The organism is Paracoccus isoporae, assembly GCF_900101865.1.
Taxonomy (GTDB): Bacteria; Pseudomonadota; Alphaproteobacteria; order Rhodobacterales; family Rhodobacteraceae; genus Paracoccus; species Paracoccus isoporae.
In genome coordinates this window covers 20625-36617 of record NZ_FNAH01000006.1, presented here as the reverse complement: position 1 = coordinate 36617, position 15993 = coordinate 20625, and the positions used below count along the sequence as shown (strand labels likewise).

Sequence of the window (15993 nt, the reverse complement as noted above, 5' to 3'; positions counted from 1 at the left end):
GCCCGGTTGCCGCGTCCGCGCCGCACCGGCCCCGCACCATGCAGGATCGCGGCCCTTGCTGCGACAGCCGGGGGCACCGGCATGAGGGCGCTGCTGATCCGCGATCTGCGCCTCGCCACCCGCGCGGGCGGGGGGTTCGGGCTGGGCCTCGCTTTCTTCCTGATCCTCTGCACGCTGGTCCCGTTCGGTGTCGGACCCGACGCCGCGATGCTGTCGCCCATTGCGCCGGGGATCCTGTGGGTCGGGGCGCTTCTGTCCTGCCTGCTGTCTCTCGACCGCATCTTTGCACTGGATCACGAAGACGGCTCGCTCGACCTTTTGGCCACCGCGCCGATCCCGCTGGAAGCGGTGGTCGCAGTCAAGGCCGCCGCGCATTGGCTGACCACCGGCTTGCCGCTGACGCTCGCCGCCCCGATCTTCGCCCTGCTGCTGCACCTGCCGGGCGCGGCGACCGGAGACCTGGTGCTCTCGCTCCTCATCGGCACGCCGGCCCTGTCGCTTCTGGGCGCGTTCGGCGCCGCGCTCACGGTCGGGCTGCGCCGGGGTGGGCTGCTGCTGTCGCTGCTGGTCCTGCCGCTTTATGTGCCGACGCTGATCTTCGGGGCCGAGATCGTGCGCCGCGGGGCCATCGGCGCGGATGCCGCAAGCCCGCTGGCCCTTCTGGCGGGCATCACCCTGCTCTCCGCCGCGCTGATCCCCTTTGCCGCGGCTGCGGCATTGCGTATCAATCTGCGCTGACCCCTTCACCGCATCGCCGCCACGCGCTAGGACTGCCGCCATGTCGATCTGGGAATACGCCAATCCGGTCCGGTTCATGCGAAGCACCGCGAAGCTGCTGCCCTGGGTGGTGGCGGCTGCGGCCATCTGCGTGACCGCGGGGCTGGTCTGGGGGGTCCTGACCCCGCCCGATTACCGCCAGGGCAGCACGGTCAAGATCATGTTCCTGCATGTCCCCGCGGCGCTCATGGCGATCAATGGCTGGCTGATGATGCTGGTGGCCTCGCTGATCTGGCTGATCCGCCGCCACCATGTCAGCGCGCTCGCCGCCAAGGCGGCCGCCCCGATCGGCGCGGTGATGACGGTCATCGCGCTCGTCACCGGCGCGATCTGGGGCCAGCCGATGTGGGGGACATGGTGGGAATGGGATCCGCGCCTGACCAGCTTTCTGATCCTGTTCCTGTTCTATCTGGGCTATATCGCGCTCTGGTCCGCCATCGAGGATCCCGACAGCGCCGCCGACCTGACCGGGGTGCTGTGCCTGGTCGGATCCGTCTTCGCGCTTCTGTCGCGCTACGCGGTGAATTTCTGGAATCAGGGGCTGCATCAGGGCGCATCCCTCTCCGTCGCGCCGGGGGAACGGATGAGCGAGGTCTATCGCTATCCGCTCTATCTCTGCATGCTGGGCTTCTTCCTGCTGTTCCTGGCGCTTCTGCTGATCCGCACCCGGACCGAGATCCGCCTGCGCCGCACCGCCGCCCTGCGCGCAAGGGAGGCGCGGAGATGATCGAGCTGGGCAAATATGCCGGCACCGTGCTGCTGGCCTACGGGGTGAGCCTCGCCCTGCTGATCGCGCTGATCTGGCACAGCGTGGCGCGCAATGCCCGCGCCCGCGACGAGCTCGAGGCGCAGGAGGGACGGCGCGATGCGCGTTAAGCCGCTGATGCTGCTACCGCCGGTGATCTTTTTGTCGCTGGCACTGGTTTTCCTGTGGGGCATGGGGCGCGAGGATCCGACAACGCTGCCCTCGACCATGATCGGGCGCGAGGCCCCGCCGCTGCCTGAGACCGCGCTGCCCGGCACCGATCTCCTGACGCCCGAGATGCTGCGCGAACCCGGCGTGAAGCTGGTGAATTTCTGGGCGAGCTGGTGCCCGCCTTGCCGCGCCGAACATCCGACGCTGACCGAGCTGTCGCAGCGCCTGCCGGTCTATGGCGTCGATCTGAAGGATCAGGAGGCGGATGCGCTGCGCTTCCTCGCCCAGGACGGCAACCCGTTCCGCGCCATCGCCACCGACCCGCGCGGCCGCGCCGCCATCGACTGGGGCGTCACCGCCCCGCCCGAGACCTTCATCCTCGACGGCCAGGGCCGCGTCGTCTACCGCCATGTCGGCCCGCTGATCCGCGAGGATTACACCAACCGCTTCCTGCCCGAGCTGGAGAAGGCGCTGGCGGCGGAGGCGGGCTAGTCGCGCGTTTCCAGATCCTGCTGGATCCATTCCGGGCTGTGGTGCACATCCACCGTGCGCAGCCGCCCCGGCCCGAGATTCCAGAATTTATGCGGCACGTCTGGCGGCCCGATCAGCACATCGCCCGCCGTGGCGTCGATCACCTGATCGCCGACCTGATAGCGGCCATTCCCGTCCAGCACGATAAACGTCTCGGCATAGGGATGGGTGTGCAGCACCGGCCCTATGCCGATCTCGTCGGTCTCATAAAAGGCCAGCGTGATCTCGGTTCCCATCCGTGCCCCGGTGAGGCTGCCACGCCATGTGTCGGGAAAGCGTTCCCATTCGGATTGGGTGAATTTCCGGGTCTCGACCATCTTGCCCTCCGACTCGCTATGCTCCCGAACAGATCACCGCATTGCCGGAAAAAGCGCAACAGAGGGCGCGCGCCTGCCCGTGGGACGGCGCCGCATCGGGCCGGGCTGCGCGCTTTATCGCGCAACCCGCATTTCTTCGCTGAGCTGTCGGCCAAGCGTCACCAAAGCGCCAGCCCGCCGGGACGGGCAGGCGCTCGCCCGGCGGGCTGCGCCCTTGTTCCGGGCGGGGTTATATCTGGAGGCAACGTCGGCTTTGAGCCCTTCGGCGACGTTCGGCGGAGCAACAGGCGCATTCAAGAACCAATCAGAGGGAACCGAAAAGACAGTCTCTCGCGGCATGCCAGCTGTCTTGATCGGTGGCGCAAATCAAGCCCCCTGTGGTGTGGAAGGGCTTGTAATGGGAGCCATCGAAATGCGCGCTGAAGCCACCAGCTTCCTGATGCAAAAGCCACCCGGCGGCGTGATCCCACGGCTTCAGCTTGTTGTAGACCAATAATTCGCAATTCCCGCTCGCAGCGAGTCTGTACTCGTGCGCCGCACAACGCAGCCAGAAGTTCATAGCGAATTTCGACAAGTTCTTCTGGACGACCGGGCGAAGCTCGGGAGGCAGGAAGTTCGTTCCGGCAACGATGTTCATTTGGGACGGCTCGCAAGGCAAGGCGACCCTGAGACGCTGGTCATCGCCTTCTGCTCGCCGAAGCCATGCGCCCGCCCCGCGGAGTGCAGTTGCCGTCCCCACAGTGATGGGGTCGTGAATTGCTGCGAACACAATCTCCCCTTTGGATACCGCTGCGATCATCGCTCCGAAGAGGGGCAGCCCCGATGTGAAATTCTTCGTTCCGTCAATTGGGTCGATCAGGAAGGCGATTGGCGCATCAGCCAACTTCTCTATGGTCCCCGGTGCATTGCCGGTTCGTTCCTCGCCGATGATCAGTGCATCGGGGAACATGACGGCAATCGCTTCCGAAATGCGATCTTCGGCAGCTTCGTCGGCTTCACTGAACACGTCGAAGGACGAGGTCTTTTCGTGAACAGGGTTCGGGACTTGTGCCCGAAACCTGGGAAGTAACTCCTCGTCTCCGACACGGCGCAGAAGGTCACACAACTGATCGACATGAGTGGCGCTGAGCAAGGCTACGGCCTTTCATTGATGGGTGCACGTGGACGCGGAAGAATGTTATTCGTCACGAACGTCGATGTCAGCGGCAGAACGTTGGGTCAAGCGCCAGGCCACTTGTAGCCAGGGTCCTCTGAGACGAACTTCCGCTTTGTCCGCATAGCCGACCTTCAACCAACCCCTCAAAACGGCACATCATCCCCAGCCCCCACCGGCTGCACATATCCCGCCTTCACATTCTTGAACCCGGCCCCAAACTGGATCGTCAGCGTGTCCTCGGCGATGCCCATCACCACGCCTTCGCCGAATTTCACATGGCGCACCCGGTCGCCCACCGAAAACCCCACCGCCTCCGCGTCGATCACCACGGCCGCCGGCGCGCGCGGTTTTGCGCGCATATCGCCGCGCGCCGCCATCCGCTTCCACCCCGGAGAGCTATAGACATCCGCATGTGCCGCCCGGTTCTGCATCGCTGCCCCGAATTCCGTGCCCGCCGCTGTGGCCGACGCCCCGTAACCCTGCCCATACAGCCCCGGCGCGGTCAGCACCTCGACATGCGCCTCGGGCAGCTCGTCGATAAAGCGCGAGGGCAGGGAGCTCTGCCATTGCCCATACATCCGGCGGTTCCCGGCAAAGCTGATCGTGGCCAGCTTTTCGGCCCGCGTGATGCCGACATAGGCCAGACGCCGCTCCTCCTCCAGCCCCTTCATGCCGGTCTCATCCATGCTGCGCTGCGACGGAAACAGCCCGTCCTCCCAGCCCGGCAGGAACACGATCGGATATTCCAGCCCCTTCGCGGCGTGCAGCGTCATGATGCTGACCGCATCCTGCGCCTCGTCATTGTCGCGATCCATGACTAGCGCGACATGCTCCAGAAAGCCCTGAAGATTGTCGAACTCTTCCAGAGCCTTCACCAACTCCTTGAGGTTCTCCAGCCGCCCCGGCGCATCGGGGGATTTGTCGTTCTGCCACATGGCGGTATAGCCGGTCTCGTCCAGGATCCGCTCGGCCAGCTCGACATGGTTGGCGCTGGAATCCAGCACATCGGCATGAAACCGGCCCATCGCCGCGACGAATTCGCGCAGATTGGCCAGCCCCTTGCCGCCCAGCAGCCCATTCGCCACCACCGATTGCGCCCCGATCAGCAAGGGCTGACCCAGTTCGCGCGCCTCGGCCTGGATGGTCTTCACCGCCTTGTCGCCCAGCCCGCGCTTCGGCGTATTTACCACCCGCTCGAAGGCGAGATCATCCGCGGGCGACACCGCCAGCCGGAAATAGGCCATCGCATCGCGGATCTCCTGCCGCTCATAGAAGCGCGGGCCCCCGATGACGCGATAGGGCAGGCCGATGGTCAGGAACCGGTCCTCGAAGGCCCGCATCTGGTGGCTGGCGCGGACCAGAATCGCCATATCGTTCAGATCGTGCTTGCCGACGCTGCGCCGCGTGCCCGAATGAAAATCCTCGATCTCCTCCCCGATCCAGCGGGCCTCGGCCTCGCTGTCCCAATGCCCGATCAGCCGGACCTCATGCCCGCCGGTCGCCTCGGTCCATAGCGTCTTGCCGAGCCGGCCCTTATTCGCCGCAATCAACCCCGAGGCCGCGCCCAGGATATGCGGCGTCGAACGGTAATTCTGCTCCAGCCTTATCACCTGCGCGCCAGGAAAATCCTGTTCAAAGCGCAGGATATTGCCGACCTCGGCCCCCCGCCAGCCATAGATGGACTGGTCGTCATCGCCCACGCAGCAGATATTGCGACGCGCCTGCGCCAGCAGCCGCAGCCACAGATATTGCGCGACATTCGTGTCCTGATACTCGTCCACGAGGATATAGCGGAACCGCCCCTGCCATTGCGCCAGCAGATCGGGATGGGCCTGGAACAGCGTCACGCAATGCAGCAGCAGATCGCCGAAATCCACCGCGTTCAGCGCCAGCAGCCGGTCCTGATAGGCGCGGTACAGCTGCACCCCCTTGCCATCGAACCCGGCCCCCTCGTTGCGGCTGACCTTGTCCGGGGTCAGCGCCCGGTTCTTCCAGCCATCGATCAGCCCGGCCAGCTGCCGCGCGGGCCATCTTTTCTCGTCGATATTCTCGGCCGCGATCAACTGCTTCAAGAGCCGGATCTGATCGTCGGTATCGAGGATGGTAAAGCTGCTCTTCAGATGCAGATCGCCGCGCCCGACCAGCTCGGCATGGCGGCGCAGGATCTTGACGCTGACGCTGTGAAACGTGCCGAGCCAGGGCATCCCCTCCACCGCCTCGCCCAACAGCCGCCCGATCCGGTCGCGCATCTCCCGCGCCGCCTTGTTGGTGAAGGTCACCGCCAGGATCTCGCGCGGATAGGCCCGCCCGGTCGAGATCAGATGCGCGATCCGCGTGGTCAGCGCCCGCGTCTTGCCGGTCCCCGCCCCCGCCAGCATCAGCACCGGCCCGTCCAGCGTCTCCACCGCCAGGCGCTGGGCCGCGTTCAGCCCGTCCATGTAAGGCGGCGGCCCCGCAGGCACCCCCATGGCGCGCTGCGACAGGCTCAGCCGCGCCTCGGCCGCCTCGAAAGCATCATCATCACTCATGGCCCCACCATAGCCGCACCACCGCGCCGCGAAAAGTGGTGTTCGCTAATTGTTCATTTCTTCTTCACCCCAATACCCCGGGGGAGAGGCGCGTTCCGCGCCTCGGGGGCAGCGCCCCCTCAACCCCGGTGCAGCAGGCTCGCAAAGGCCGTGGGATCCAGGCTGTCCTGCGCGAAGGTCTCGCCATTGACCAGCATCGACACCGCATCATGGGAGTGCAGCGATTCCTGGTGGCTGGCGATGATGCGGAAATCGCCGACGCGGGGCTCTGCGATCAGCTGCTCGGCAAAGCTGCGCACCGCATCCTCGACAAAGATCGGGTTGGCGGCGTTGAGTTCCGCGAAAGCCTGCTCATCCTCGCGCTTGACCATCACCTGCGTCTCGGTCGGCACGGCGCGGCGGCACAGCGCGATCAGATCCTCGAACCACAGCCGCTCGCGCCCTTCCATCACCACCGACAGCCGCGCGACCGAACGCTGCGAATGCGGCGTGGCCAGCCGGGCGCGGCTTTCGCGGGCATGTTCGGACAGCTCCAGCGAGCAGGGGCAGGTCGAGCTGTAGACATAATCCAGATGCAGGATCCGCCGCCGCTGCCCGCCATGCTCGATCAGCTCCTGCGCGATGTCGTAATATTGCCAGCCCGACAGGCCCGAGCGCAGCGAATCCACCCGCATCGGATAGGAGAGCCGCATCTGGATGCGCGCATCCATGCTGTCCAGATCGTCCTTGTAGTCATCCAGCGCGGTTTCCATCACCGCCATGCTGAATTCCTTGTCGGCATGGGCATAGAAGCTGCGCATGATCCGCGACATGTTGATGCCCTTGCGATCCGCCTCCAGGCTGACCGTGCCGGTGACGCTGGTCTCCAGCGTGATCTCGCCCTTGTCGCGCATGCGATAGCGGATCGGCAGGCGGAAATTCGAGATGCCCACATGCTGGATCAGCACATTCGCACCCACGATCAGGCTGGCCGGCCCGTTCTGCAGATCGGGCAGGCCGGCCTTGTATTGCGGGTCCACCTTGAAATCGGCGTCATATTCGCGCGAAAGCGCGGGATAGAGGGCAGGCGGGCGCGGCGTGTTCACGGGGCGGCTCCTTCATGTTCGCGCCTTGGGATATATGACAATATTCCGCAGACCAAAGGGTTCCGCGCCAATTTCGGACGTCTGATCCAGAAAACACCGCAATCCGGGTGAGATTATCCAAGGGCCTGCCGTAGATCCGCGATCAGATCATCGGGATCTTCCAGCCCCACCGACAGCCGCACCAGACCCGGGGTGATGCCCAGCGTCGCGCGCTCCTCGTCGCTCAGCCGCTGATGGGTGGTGGTGGCGGGATGAGTCACGATGGTCTTCGCATCCCCCAGATTGTTCGAGATCAGCACCAGATCCAGCCGGTTCAACATCTCGAAGGCGGCGTCCTTGCCGCCCGCGACCTCCATCGCGATCATCGTGCCGCCCGATCCCATCTGCGCCATGGCCAGATCGCGCTGCGGATGGTCGGGCAGGCCGGGATAGATCAGCCGGATCAGCCTGTCATGGCCGCGCAGCGCCTCGGCGATGCTGCGGGCGCTGTCAGCCATGGCGCGGACGCGCAGATCGATGGTGGTCAGCCCGGTCAGCATCAGCCAGGCATTGAACGGGCTGATCGCGCCGCCGGAATGTTTCAGATAGGGCTCGGCCACCTCGCGCACGAACTGCCGGGCGCCGCAGATCACCCCGCCAAGCGCCCGGCCCGCCCCGTCGATATGCTTGGTGGTCGAATAGATCACCACATCCGCGCCCTGTTCGACGGCGCGAGAGAAGACCGGCGTGGCGAACACATTGTCCACCATCACCAGCGCGCCATGTTCATGCGCGATTTCCGCCACCGCCGCGATGTCGATCACCTCCAGCGTCGGGTTGGAGACGGATTCGAAGAACACCGCCGTGGTGCCCGGCCGCACCGCGGCGCGCCACTGCGCCAGATCGGTGCCGTCAACCAGCGTCACCTCGACCCCGAAGCGCTGCATCACGTCCAGCAGATACAGGTTCGACCCGAACAGCGCGCGGGCGGCGACGATATGGCTGCCGGATTGGCACACCGCCATCAGCGCCCCGTTCACCGCCGCCATGCCGGAGGTGGTGGCGAACGCGTCCTCGGTGCCTTCCAGCGCCGCGATCCGGTCCTCGAACATGCGGTTGGTCGGGTTGCCATAGCGGGCATAGATGAACTCGTCCTCGCCCACCTGCTGGAACCGCGCCTCGGCCTGCTCGGCGGTGTCATAGACAAAGCCCTGGGTCATGAACATCGCCTCGGCCATCTCGCCATACTGGCTGCGGCGGGTGCCGGCGTGGACGGCAAGGCTGCGCTTGTGCAGGTTGCGGGTGGTCATCTCGGGCCTCTTGCGTTGCGCATCTGCGATACGCCGCCCATGGCGGATTGGCAAGGATCGCGGCCGAGGGCCCCGGCGGCGGAGGGCGCCGCAGGGCTGTTGCGCTTGTGCCACAGCACGGGGCATCGCCGCGATGCGCCACAAGATATGGTGGTTTGTCACCAACCCGTCACAACCCGGTCACGCCGCTGTCGCGCAACGCGCCTATCCGGCAGGGGACGGAAATGCTGCGTGACATCGAGCCATGGCGATCATCCCGATCAATGCCGGACAGACGCTTCCCCCGCATCTCTTGCGCCGGGCCGCGGCGCTGCCGGAGGGCGCGCCGGTCATCGTGATGATCCACGGCTACCGCTTCTGCCCCTCGCGCCCCGAACATGATCCGCATCGCCATATCCTCGGGCTCGGCCCGGTGGCGCCGGGGGCGCGGCGGATGCGGTCCTGGCCGCGCGCGCTGGGCTTTGCCGAGCACGGGGCCGAAGGTCTGGGCCTGCCCTTCGGCTGGCCCGCCCGCGGCAGCCTGCGCGCCGCCTATCGCCGCGCCGCGGCCTCCGGGGCGGATCTGGCGCGCAGCCTCGATCTTCTGTCGCAGGCGGCGCAGCGCCCGGTCCATCTCATCGCGCATTCGCTGGGGGCGCGGGTGGCCATGCAGGCGCTGGCGCGGGCGCGGCCGGGCAGTGTCGGGCGGCTGGTGCTGATGGCCGCGGCAGAGCTGCGCCCGCAGGCTCAGGCCGCCATCGACAGCCCCGCCGGGCGGCGGGCCGAGATCATCAACGTCACCTCGCGCGAGAATGACCTCTTCGATCTCGGGCTGGAAATGCTGGTCGGCGCGGGCCGCCACCGGGCGCTTGGGCTGGGGCTTGCCCAGCCGCGCGGCAACTGGCTGGATCTTCAGATCGACGCGCCGGATGTGCGCGCCAGCCTGACCCGTCTCGGCTTTCCCATCGGCCAGGACATCGCCCGCGCCTGCCACTGGTCGCCCTATCTGCGCGACGGCCTGTTCGAGTTCTACCGCGTGGCGCTGGGCCAGCCCTGGGCGCTGCCGCTGCCCATGCTGCGCAGCCATCTGCCCGCGCGCCAGGCGCCCCGCTGGTCGCGCCTGCTGGAGATGCCGATCCGGCGTCAGCCCTCGTCATTGTCCAGCGCATAGCGGTTGAACAGCCGCGCATTCGCCATGAAGAAGGCGAACATGATCAGCGGCAGGCCGAATGTCTTGAAATTGACCCAGGCGGTGTCAGACATGGTCCGCCAGACGAACTCATTGGCCACCGCCATCGCCGCGAACAGCAGGACCAGCCGCCGCGTCAGCCTGACCCAGCCCTCATGCTGCATCGGCAGCGCCTCGCCAAGCACCAGCTCCAGCCAGTTCCTGCGCAGCGCCAGACCCAGCCCCAGCAGCCCGGCGAAGATCGCATAGATGATCGTCGGCTTCATCTTGAAGAAGCGCTCGTCGTTCAGCCACACGGTCAGCCCGCCGAACACCACCACCAGCACCAGCGTCATCACCTGCATGGCCGACAGCCTGCCGGTCAGCCGCCACAGCGCCAGGATCGAGGCGGCCAGCACCGGCACGAACACCATCGTCGCCAGCACGAAGCCGCCATAGTCCTCGCCGCCCAGCGTCACCACCCGGTCGCGGGCCAGCATGAACACGGCGAAGAACACGATCAGCGGCCCGTATTCCAGCGCGATCTTCAGGCCGGGGCTGATCTTGCGGTTGTCAGTGTCGCTCATTGCCTTGCCTCGCTTGCTGGCGTCATCGCGCGCCGAATTCCATGATGACCGCACCGGCGGCGATCAGCGCCATAAGCGCGGCCCGGCGCGGCCCCACCTTTTCGCCCAGCACGAGCCAGCCGACAAGGGCCGCGAACACGGTCGAGGTCTCGCGCAGCACCGCCGCCCGGCCCACCTCGTCGATCCGCGTCGCCATCATGATCGATCCGAAGCTGGCAAAGGCCACGAAGGCGCCGATGAACCCGCGCAGCGACAGCGCCGCCCAGTCGGCGCGGGGCAGGGCGGCCAGCCTGCGGCGCGACCAGATCGGCATGAAGATCCCGTCCAGCAGGAAGAACCACGCCAGGAAGGTGAACGGATCCGCCGCCTGCCGGATGCCCCAGGCGTCATAGGTGGTATAGGCGGCGACGAAGACCCCGGTGATCAGCGCCCAGCCCAAGGCCGGGATCAGCGTCTCGCGCCCCACCTCCAGCTTGCGGTAATTATAGACGGCGAGCCCCAATATCCCCGCCACCAGCGTAGCCACCCCGGCCCATTGGGTCAGGTTGTAGCGTTCACCGAACACGATCCCCGCGGCGATCACCGTGACCAGCGGGCCGGTGCCGCGCACCACCGGATAAACCACCGTATAGGCGCCGCGCTGATAGCTCATCGCCTGCGCCAGCTTGTAGCCGATATGGATCGCCATCACGCCCGCAAAGATCGGCCACATATGCGGCTGGGGCCACGGCACCACGAACAGCGCCACCGGCAGCGCCAGGATCATCACCCAGATGTCGATCGCCGCCCGGCTGACCCACGGGTCGTGCCGCCCCTTCTGCAACGCCCCGAAAATCGCGTGCAGCAGTGCGGCGGACAGCGCCAGAAGCGAGGCGATCCGCGCGCCCTCCGGCGTGCCCGAGATCTGGTTGATCCATTCGACCATGCTGCCGTCATGCGACCGATCGGCGGCAAGGTCCAGTGCTGAACATCGCGGGGCCATGCGGATGGGAACCCGGCTGACCCGCCCGCCACGCGACGCGGGGCCGGATCAGTCCAGCGGAATCGCCGCGAAGATCTCTCCGGGCAGGTCGCCCTGCTGATGCTGGACGAGGATCGCGTGGCGCGTGTCCTCGGGCAGATCCGCAGCCTTGCCCGCCCCCAGCGTCACCGTCATCCGCATCACCGCGCGCCCGTCCCACATCGCCAGGACCTCGCTGGCCGCGACGATGTTGCGCATCCCCAGCACGCGCCCGGCATTCTCGCCCGCGCCCACCTCGACCTCGCGGTAAGGGAGGTATCGCACCAGCCGCACCGCAATGGAGCGGGGCAGCTTCCCCAGCGGGGTCAGCGCGATCTCGCGGCGCGGCCCCGTGCTGCGCGTGTCGATGGCGACATGGTCCGGCTCGGCCCGCTCGGCCTTGACGGCTTCCATCAGATCGGCGGGGCGCGGCAGGTTGATCGCGCGCTGCCCGCCCACGATGATCTGCGGCGTGAACAGCATCCGCGAGCCTGCGGCGACGTTATAGCCCTTCTGCCGCTTGCTGAAGGCGGGGCGCGCGAAGGGATCGGGCCAGCCCAGGTAATCCCAGTAATCGACGTTCCAGCTCAGCGCCAGCACGTCACCGCCGCGGGCCAGATCGGCCAGCAGATCGTCGGCCGGCGGGCAGGCGGCGCAGCCCTGCGCGGTGAACAGTTCGACCACCACCGGCGAATGCTGGGCCGGTCCCTGCGGCTGTGGCGCGTTGGGCGTGATATCCTCGGGCGCAAGCCCGCGCGGCGTCCCGAGGGCAGGCGCACCGGAGGCTTCCGCCCGCGGCGACGCGGCCATCCGCCCGGAACCTCCATCGCCCGCCCGCGCGCCGCCCGCACGCTCGCCCGGTCCCGCCTCGGCGGATCCGCGCTCCGGGGCGGCGTCGCGCATCGCGTCGATCACCGCGTTCACATCGTCCATGATGTCGTCATAACCGCGCGCGGCCTCGCCCGGCGTATCTTTGCCCTGCCAGCCGCCCGCACCGGTCAGCCCCGCCCCGTCCTGCGCCAGCAGCGGCAGCGGCAGGATCAGCGCCAGCGTCAGCATCAGCACCCATCCCGGCGCCAACGCCCGGATCATCGCCGCAATCTCACGCCCTCTTCGCATCATGTCCTTTCCCGCCAGGGTCTCTGGGGGATAGGGCATCGCGCGCGAAATCCCAAATCAACGCTATGTGACGCCGCGCCGGGAGCGGGCAAGTTGCAGTTGCGCAACAAGCGCGTGATTGGTATACAATCGCATACACAACGCGCGCCGGCCTCTTGAATCGTGCCCCTGAATGGGGCATTTCAATCCCGAACCGACCCGCCGTACCCATCCAATTGACAGGGAGGCCCCCATGCCCATCGTTACCGGAACCGACACCGCCAAGACCCGCCGCCAGCTCAGCGCCGGCGGGCAAAGCGTCGATTACTACTCCATCCCCGCCGCGACCGAAGCCGGCCTGGGCGATTTCTCGAAACTGCCCGCGGCGCTGAAAGTGGTGCTGGAGAACATGCTGCGCTTCGAGGATGGCGGCAAGACCGTCTCCACCGATGACATCAAGGCCTTTGCCGAATGGGCGGAAAAGGGCGGCAAGAACCCGCGCGAGATCGCCTATCGCCCGGCCCGCGTGCTGATGCAGGACTTCACCGGCGTCCCCGCCGTGGTCGATCTGGCGGCGATGCGCGACGGCATCGTGGGTCTGGGCGGCGACGCGCAGAAGATCAACCCGCTCAACCCGGTGGATCTGGTCATCGACCACTCGGTGATGATCGACGAATTCGGCACGCCCCGCGCCTTCCAGTTCAACGTGGAGCGCGAATATGAACGCAACATGGAACGCTACACCTTCCTGAAATGGGGCCAGAAGGCGTTCAACAATTTCCGCGTCGTGCCGCCCGGCACCGGCATCTGCCACCAGGTGAACCTGGAATACCTGGCCCAGACCGTCTGGACCGACAAAGACCAGGACGGCCGCGAGGTCGCCTATCCCGACACGCTGGTCGGCACCGACAGCCACACGACGATGGTCAACGGTCTGGCCGTGCTGGGCTGGGGCGTCGGCGGGATCGAGGCCGAGGCCGCGATGCTGGGTCAGCCGATTTCGATGCTGATCCCCGAAGTCGTCGGCTTCAAGATCTCCGGCGCGCTCAAGGAAGGCGTGACCGCCACCGACCTCGTGCTCAAGGTGGTGGCCATGCTGCGCGAACATGGCGTGGTGAACAAATTCGTCGAATTCTACGGCGACGGGCTGTCCAACATGCCGCTGGCCGACCGCGCCACCATCGCCAACATGGCCCCCGAATACGGCGCCACCTGCGGCTTCTTCCCGGTGGACGAGGAAACCCTGCGCTATCTCGAACAGACCGGCCGCGACAAGGACCGCATCGCGCTGGTCGAGGCCTATGCCAGGGAAAACGGCTTCTGGCGCGACGAAAGCTACGATCCGGTCTATACCTCGACGCTGGAGCTGGATCTGGGCGATGTCGTCCCCGCCATCTCCGGCCCCAAGCGCCCGCAGGACCACACCCCGCTGGATCAGTCCGCCCGCGCATTCTGGGAACTGGTCATGGGCGAGCGCTACCCCGAGGAATCCGAGCGCGCCGAGATCCGCTGGGACATGGAAGGCGGCGCGGACGAGCCGGGCTATGTCCCCGGCGGCCGCCACAAGGGCTTCTCCGAAGGCGCGGTCGAGGGCGAGGAGTACACGCTCCATGACGGCTCCATCGTCATCGCGTCCATCACGTCGTGCACCAACACCTCGAACCCCTATGTGCTGATCGCCGCGGGTCTCGTGGCCCGCAAGGCGCGCGAGCTGGGTCTGGACCGCAAGCCCTGGGTGAAAACCTCGCTGGCACCCGGCTCGCAGGTCGTGTCCGAATATCTCGAAGCCGCCGGGCTGCAGGACGATCTGGACGCGATCGGCTTCAACCTGGTCGGCTACGGCTGCACCACCTGTATCGGCAATTCCGGCCCGCTGGAGCCGGCGATCTCCAAATCGATCAACGACAACGACCTGATCGCGGTGTCGGTGCTCTCCGGCAACCGCAACTTCGAAGGCCGGATCTCGCCCGATGTGCGCGCCAACTATCTGGCCTCGCCGCCGCTGGTGGTGGCCTATGCGCTGGCCGGCGACATGAATATCGACCTGACCCGCGATCCCATCGCGCAGGACAAGAACGGCAAGGATGTCTATCTGAAAGACATCTGGCCCTCGACCCAGGAAGTGGCCGAGATGGTCAGCCGCGTCGTCACCCGCGAGATGTTCCAGGAAAAATATGCCGACGTGTTCAAGGGCGATGAGCGCTGGCAGGGCGTCGAGGTCACCGACAGCGAGACCTATGACTGGCCTTCGACCTCGACCTATATCCAGAACCCGCCCTATTTCCAGAACATGTCGAAACAGCCCGGCGAGATCGAGGACATCAAGGGCGCCCGCGTCCTGGCCCTGCTGGGCGACATGATCACCACCGACCATATCTCGCCCGCGGGGTCGTTCAAGGAATCCACCCCGGCCGGGAAATACCTCACCGACCGTCAGGTCCCGCCGCGGGAGTTCAACTCCTACGGCTCGCGCCGCGGCAATCACGAGGTGATGATGCGCGGCACCTTCGCCAATATCCGCATCAGGAACGAGATGCTGGACGGCGTCGAGGGCGGCTATACCAAGGGCCCGAAAGGCGAGCAGGAATCGATCTATGACGCCTCGATGCAATATCAGGATCAGGGCACCCCGCTGGTGGTGATCGGGGGCGAGCAATACGGCGCCGGCTCCTCGCGCGACTGGGCGGCCAAGGGCACCAACCTGCTGGGCGTCAAGGCGGTCATCGCTGAATCGTTCGAGCGTATCCACCGCTCCAACCTGGTCGGCATGGGCGTCATCCCCTTCGAGTTCACCGAGGGCGACAGCCGCAAATCGCTCAATCTGACCGGGGATGAAGAAATCACCATCGAGGGTCTGGGCGATGTGAAACCGCTGGAAGTGGTGGACGCGCAGATCAAATATGCCGACGGCACCGAAAAGACGATCAAGATCAAGGCCCGCATCGATACCGAGGTGGAGATCGAGTATCTGAAAAACGGCGGCGTGCTGCATTACGTGCTGCGCAACCTCGCCGCCGCCTGATCGGCCGATCCGGTTCTCACCGGCTGACATGCAAAACCCCCGGCCGCCATGCCGGGGGTTTTTTCGTGCCGGGTTTCGCCCCATGCATTGCTGCCGCAGACCCGGCCCGTAAACGAGGGGCGCAAGCCCCGCCCGGCCAACCGCAGATCCGGCCGTTTAAGACGGACGCATCACCCACAGACCCGGCCCGGAACAAGGGGCGCAGCCCCGCCGGGCCAGCGGCCGACCGCCCCCCAGGGCGGCCGCTTCGGCGCCGGTCCGCGCCGAACGGTCGTTCAGCGGGGATGCGAGATAAAGGGATCAGCTCACCCGCCGGCGGCGGCCCCCCGCGGTCGTCCGCTGGCCCTCTGTGATCGCTTAGAAGTAACCCAACCTAGAATCATCCCGAATTGATTGGTGATCAGACCCTGCCCGGCACCTTCTCCGCCGCCTTCCACCGCCTCCCGCCATGACCCCCGGCCCGGAACAAGGGGCGCAAGCCCCGCCGGGCCAGCGGCCGACCGCCCCACAGGGCGGCCGCTTCTTCGCCGGTCCGCGCCG

The 15993-nt window shown here is 66.5% G+C and carries 14 protein-coding genes; 6 read left to right on the top strand and 8 right to left on the bottom strand.

Annotation, left to right across the window (positions count from 1 at the left end; translation table 11 throughout):
* The first annotated feature begins 81 nt into the window (after window positions 1-81).
* From ccmB to BLT73_RS10465, 4 genes are read left to right on the top strand one after another with little or no spacing between them, the layout of a single operon-like run.
* Entirely contained in the window at window positions 82-738 is a 657-nt protein-coding gene (ccmB, locus tag BLT73_RS10480) for a heme exporter protein CcmB (protein WP_090523681.1), read from the top strand.
* Between the two features lie 40 nt (window positions 739-778).
* A complete protein-coding gene (locus BLT73_RS10475; protein WP_090523679.1) occupies window positions 779-1504 on the top strand; it encodes a heme ABC transporter permease in 726 nt (241 codons plus the stop codon).
* Window positions 1501-1653, top strand: a complete 153-nt coding sequence (ccmD, locus tag BLT73_RS10470) for a heme exporter protein CcmD (RefSeq protein WP_090523677.1) — start codon at window positions 1501-1503, stop codon at window positions 1651-1653. Before BLT73_RS10475 ends, ccmD begins: the two co-directional genes overlap by 4 nt.
* A complete protein-coding gene (locus tag BLT73_RS10465; RefSeq protein ID WP_245727245.1) occupies window positions 1643-2185 on the top strand; it encodes a DsbE family thiol:disulfide interchange protein in 543 nt (180 codons plus the stop codon). Before ccmD ends, BLT73_RS10465 begins: the two co-directional genes overlap by 11 nt.
* Here the strand turns inward: BLT73_RS10465 and BLT73_RS10460 are convergent.
* The 5 genes from BLT73_RS10460 to metZ form a co-directional block, all read right to left on the bottom strand.
* Window positions 2182-2541: a cupin domain-containing protein gene (locus BLT73_RS10460; RefSeq protein WP_090523674.1), complete on the bottom strand. Its 360-nt coding sequence runs from the start codon at window positions 2539-2541 to the stop codon at window positions 2182-2184. The two genes, BLT73_RS10465 and BLT73_RS10460, sit on opposite strands and share 4 nt — an antisense overlap.
* Window positions 2542-2845: 304 nt before the next feature.
* Window positions 2846-3673, bottom strand: a complete 828-nt coding sequence (locus tag BLT73_RS10455) for an inositol monophosphatase family protein (protein WP_090523672.1) — start codon at window positions 3671-3673, stop codon at window positions 2846-2848.
* A gap of 167 nt (window positions 3674-3840) precedes the next feature.
* Window positions 3841-6225: an ATP-dependent helicase gene (locus BLT73_RS10450; RefSeq protein WP_090523671.1), complete on the bottom strand. Its 2385-nt coding sequence runs from the start codon at window positions 6223-6225 to the stop codon at window positions 3841-3843.
* 119 nt (window positions 6226-6344) lie between these two features.
* The gene (folE2, locus tag BLT73_RS10445; RefSeq protein ID WP_090523669.1) at window positions 6345-7310 is read right to left on the bottom strand and encodes a GTP cyclohydrolase FolE2; all 966 of its coding nucleotides are present in this window, start codon (window positions 7308-7310) and stop codon (window positions 6345-6347) included.
* A 113-nt stretch (window positions 7311-7423) separates the two neighbouring features.
* On the bottom strand, window positions 7424-8599 hold the full coding sequence (metZ, locus tag BLT73_RS10440; protein ID WP_090523667.1) for an O-succinylhomoserine sulfhydrylase: 1176 nt from the start codon (window positions 8597-8599) through the stop codon (window positions 7424-7426).
* 244 nt (window positions 8600-8843) lie between these two features.
* On the opposite strand from metZ, the gene BLT73_RS10435 reads away from it, so the two are divergent.
* A complete protein-coding gene (locus BLT73_RS10435; RefSeq protein ID WP_090523666.1) occupies window positions 8844-9749 on the top strand; it encodes an alpha/beta hydrolase in 906 nt (301 codons plus the stop codon).
* Here BLT73_RS10435 and BLT73_RS10430 read toward each other — a convergent pair.
* The 3 genes from BLT73_RS10430 to BLT73_RS10420 form a co-directional block, all read right to left on the bottom strand.
* Window positions 9722-10333 carry an inner membrane-spanning protein YciB gene (locus tag BLT73_RS10430; RefSeq protein ID WP_090523664.1) on the bottom strand — a complete coding sequence of 204 codons (612 nt, stop codon included), beginning with the start codon at window positions 10331-10333 and terminating at the stop codon, window positions 9722-9724. The genes BLT73_RS10435 and BLT73_RS10430 overlap by 28 nt on opposite strands.
* A 22-nt stretch (window positions 10334-10355) precedes the next feature.
* Entirely contained in the window at window positions 10356-11258 is a 903-nt protein-coding gene (locus BLT73_RS10425; protein ID WP_090523954.1) for an EamA family transporter, read from the bottom strand.
* Between the two features lie 105 nt (window positions 11259-11363).
* Complete coding sequence (locus BLT73_RS10420) at window positions 11364-12455, bottom strand: DUF1223 domain-containing protein (protein ID WP_143025662.1); 1092 nt, start codon at window positions 12453-12455, stop codon at window positions 11364-11366.
* 229 nt (window positions 12456-12684) lie between these two features.
* On the opposite strand from BLT73_RS10420, the gene acnA reads away from it, so the two are divergent.
* Entirely contained in the window at window positions 12685-15453 is a 2769-nt protein-coding gene (acnA, locus tag BLT73_RS10415) for an aconitate hydratase AcnA (protein WP_090523663.1), read from the top strand.
* The last annotated feature ends 540 nt before the right edge of the window (window positions 15454-15993 follow it).

Coding starts and splice junctions, on each gene's coding strand:
- BLT73_RS10435 (WP_090523666.1), top strand. CDS start 8,844: ATGGCGATCATCCCGATCAATGCCGGACAGACGCTTCCCCCGCATCTC.
- BLT73_RS10430 (WP_090523664.1), bottom strand. CDS start 10,333: ATGAGCGACACTGACAACCGCAAGATCAGCCCCGGCCTGAAGATCGCG.
- BLT73_RS10465 (WP_245727245.1), top strand. CDS start 1,643: ATGCGCGTTAAGCCGCTGATGCTGCTACCGCCGGTGATCTTTTTGTCG.
- metZ (WP_090523667.1), bottom strand. CDS start 8,599: ATGACCACCCGCAACCTGCACAAGCGCAGCCTTGCCGTCCACGCCGGC.
- acnA (WP_090523663.1), top strand. CDS start 12,685: ATGCCCATCGTTACCGGAACCGACACCGCCAAGACCCGCCGCCAGCTC.
- BLT73_RS10420 (WP_143025662.1), bottom strand. CDS start 12,455: ATGATGCGAAGAGGGCGTGAGATTGCGGCGATGATCCGGGCGTTGGCG.
- BLT73_RS10450 (WP_090523671.1), bottom strand. CDS start 6,225: ATGAGTGATGATGATGCTTTCGAGGCGGCCGAGGCGCGGCTGAGCCTG.
- BLT73_RS10475 (WP_090523679.1), top strand. CDS start 779: ATGTCGATCTGGGAATACGCCAATCCGGTCCGGTTCATGCGAAGCACC.
- ccmD (WP_090523677.1), top strand. CDS start 1,501: ATGATCGAGCTGGGCAAATATGCCGGCACCGTGCTGCTGGCCTACGGG.
- BLT73_RS10425 (WP_090523954.1), bottom strand. CDS start 11,258: ATGGTCGAATGGATCAACCAGATCTCGGGCACGCCGGAGGGCGCGCGG.
- ccmB (WP_090523681.1), top strand. CDS start 82: ATGAGGGCGCTGCTGATCCGCGATCTGCGCCTCGCCACCCGCGCGGGC.
- BLT73_RS10460 (WP_090523674.1), bottom strand. CDS start 2,541: ATGGTCGAGACCCGGAAATTCACCCAATCCGAATGGGAACGCTTTCCC.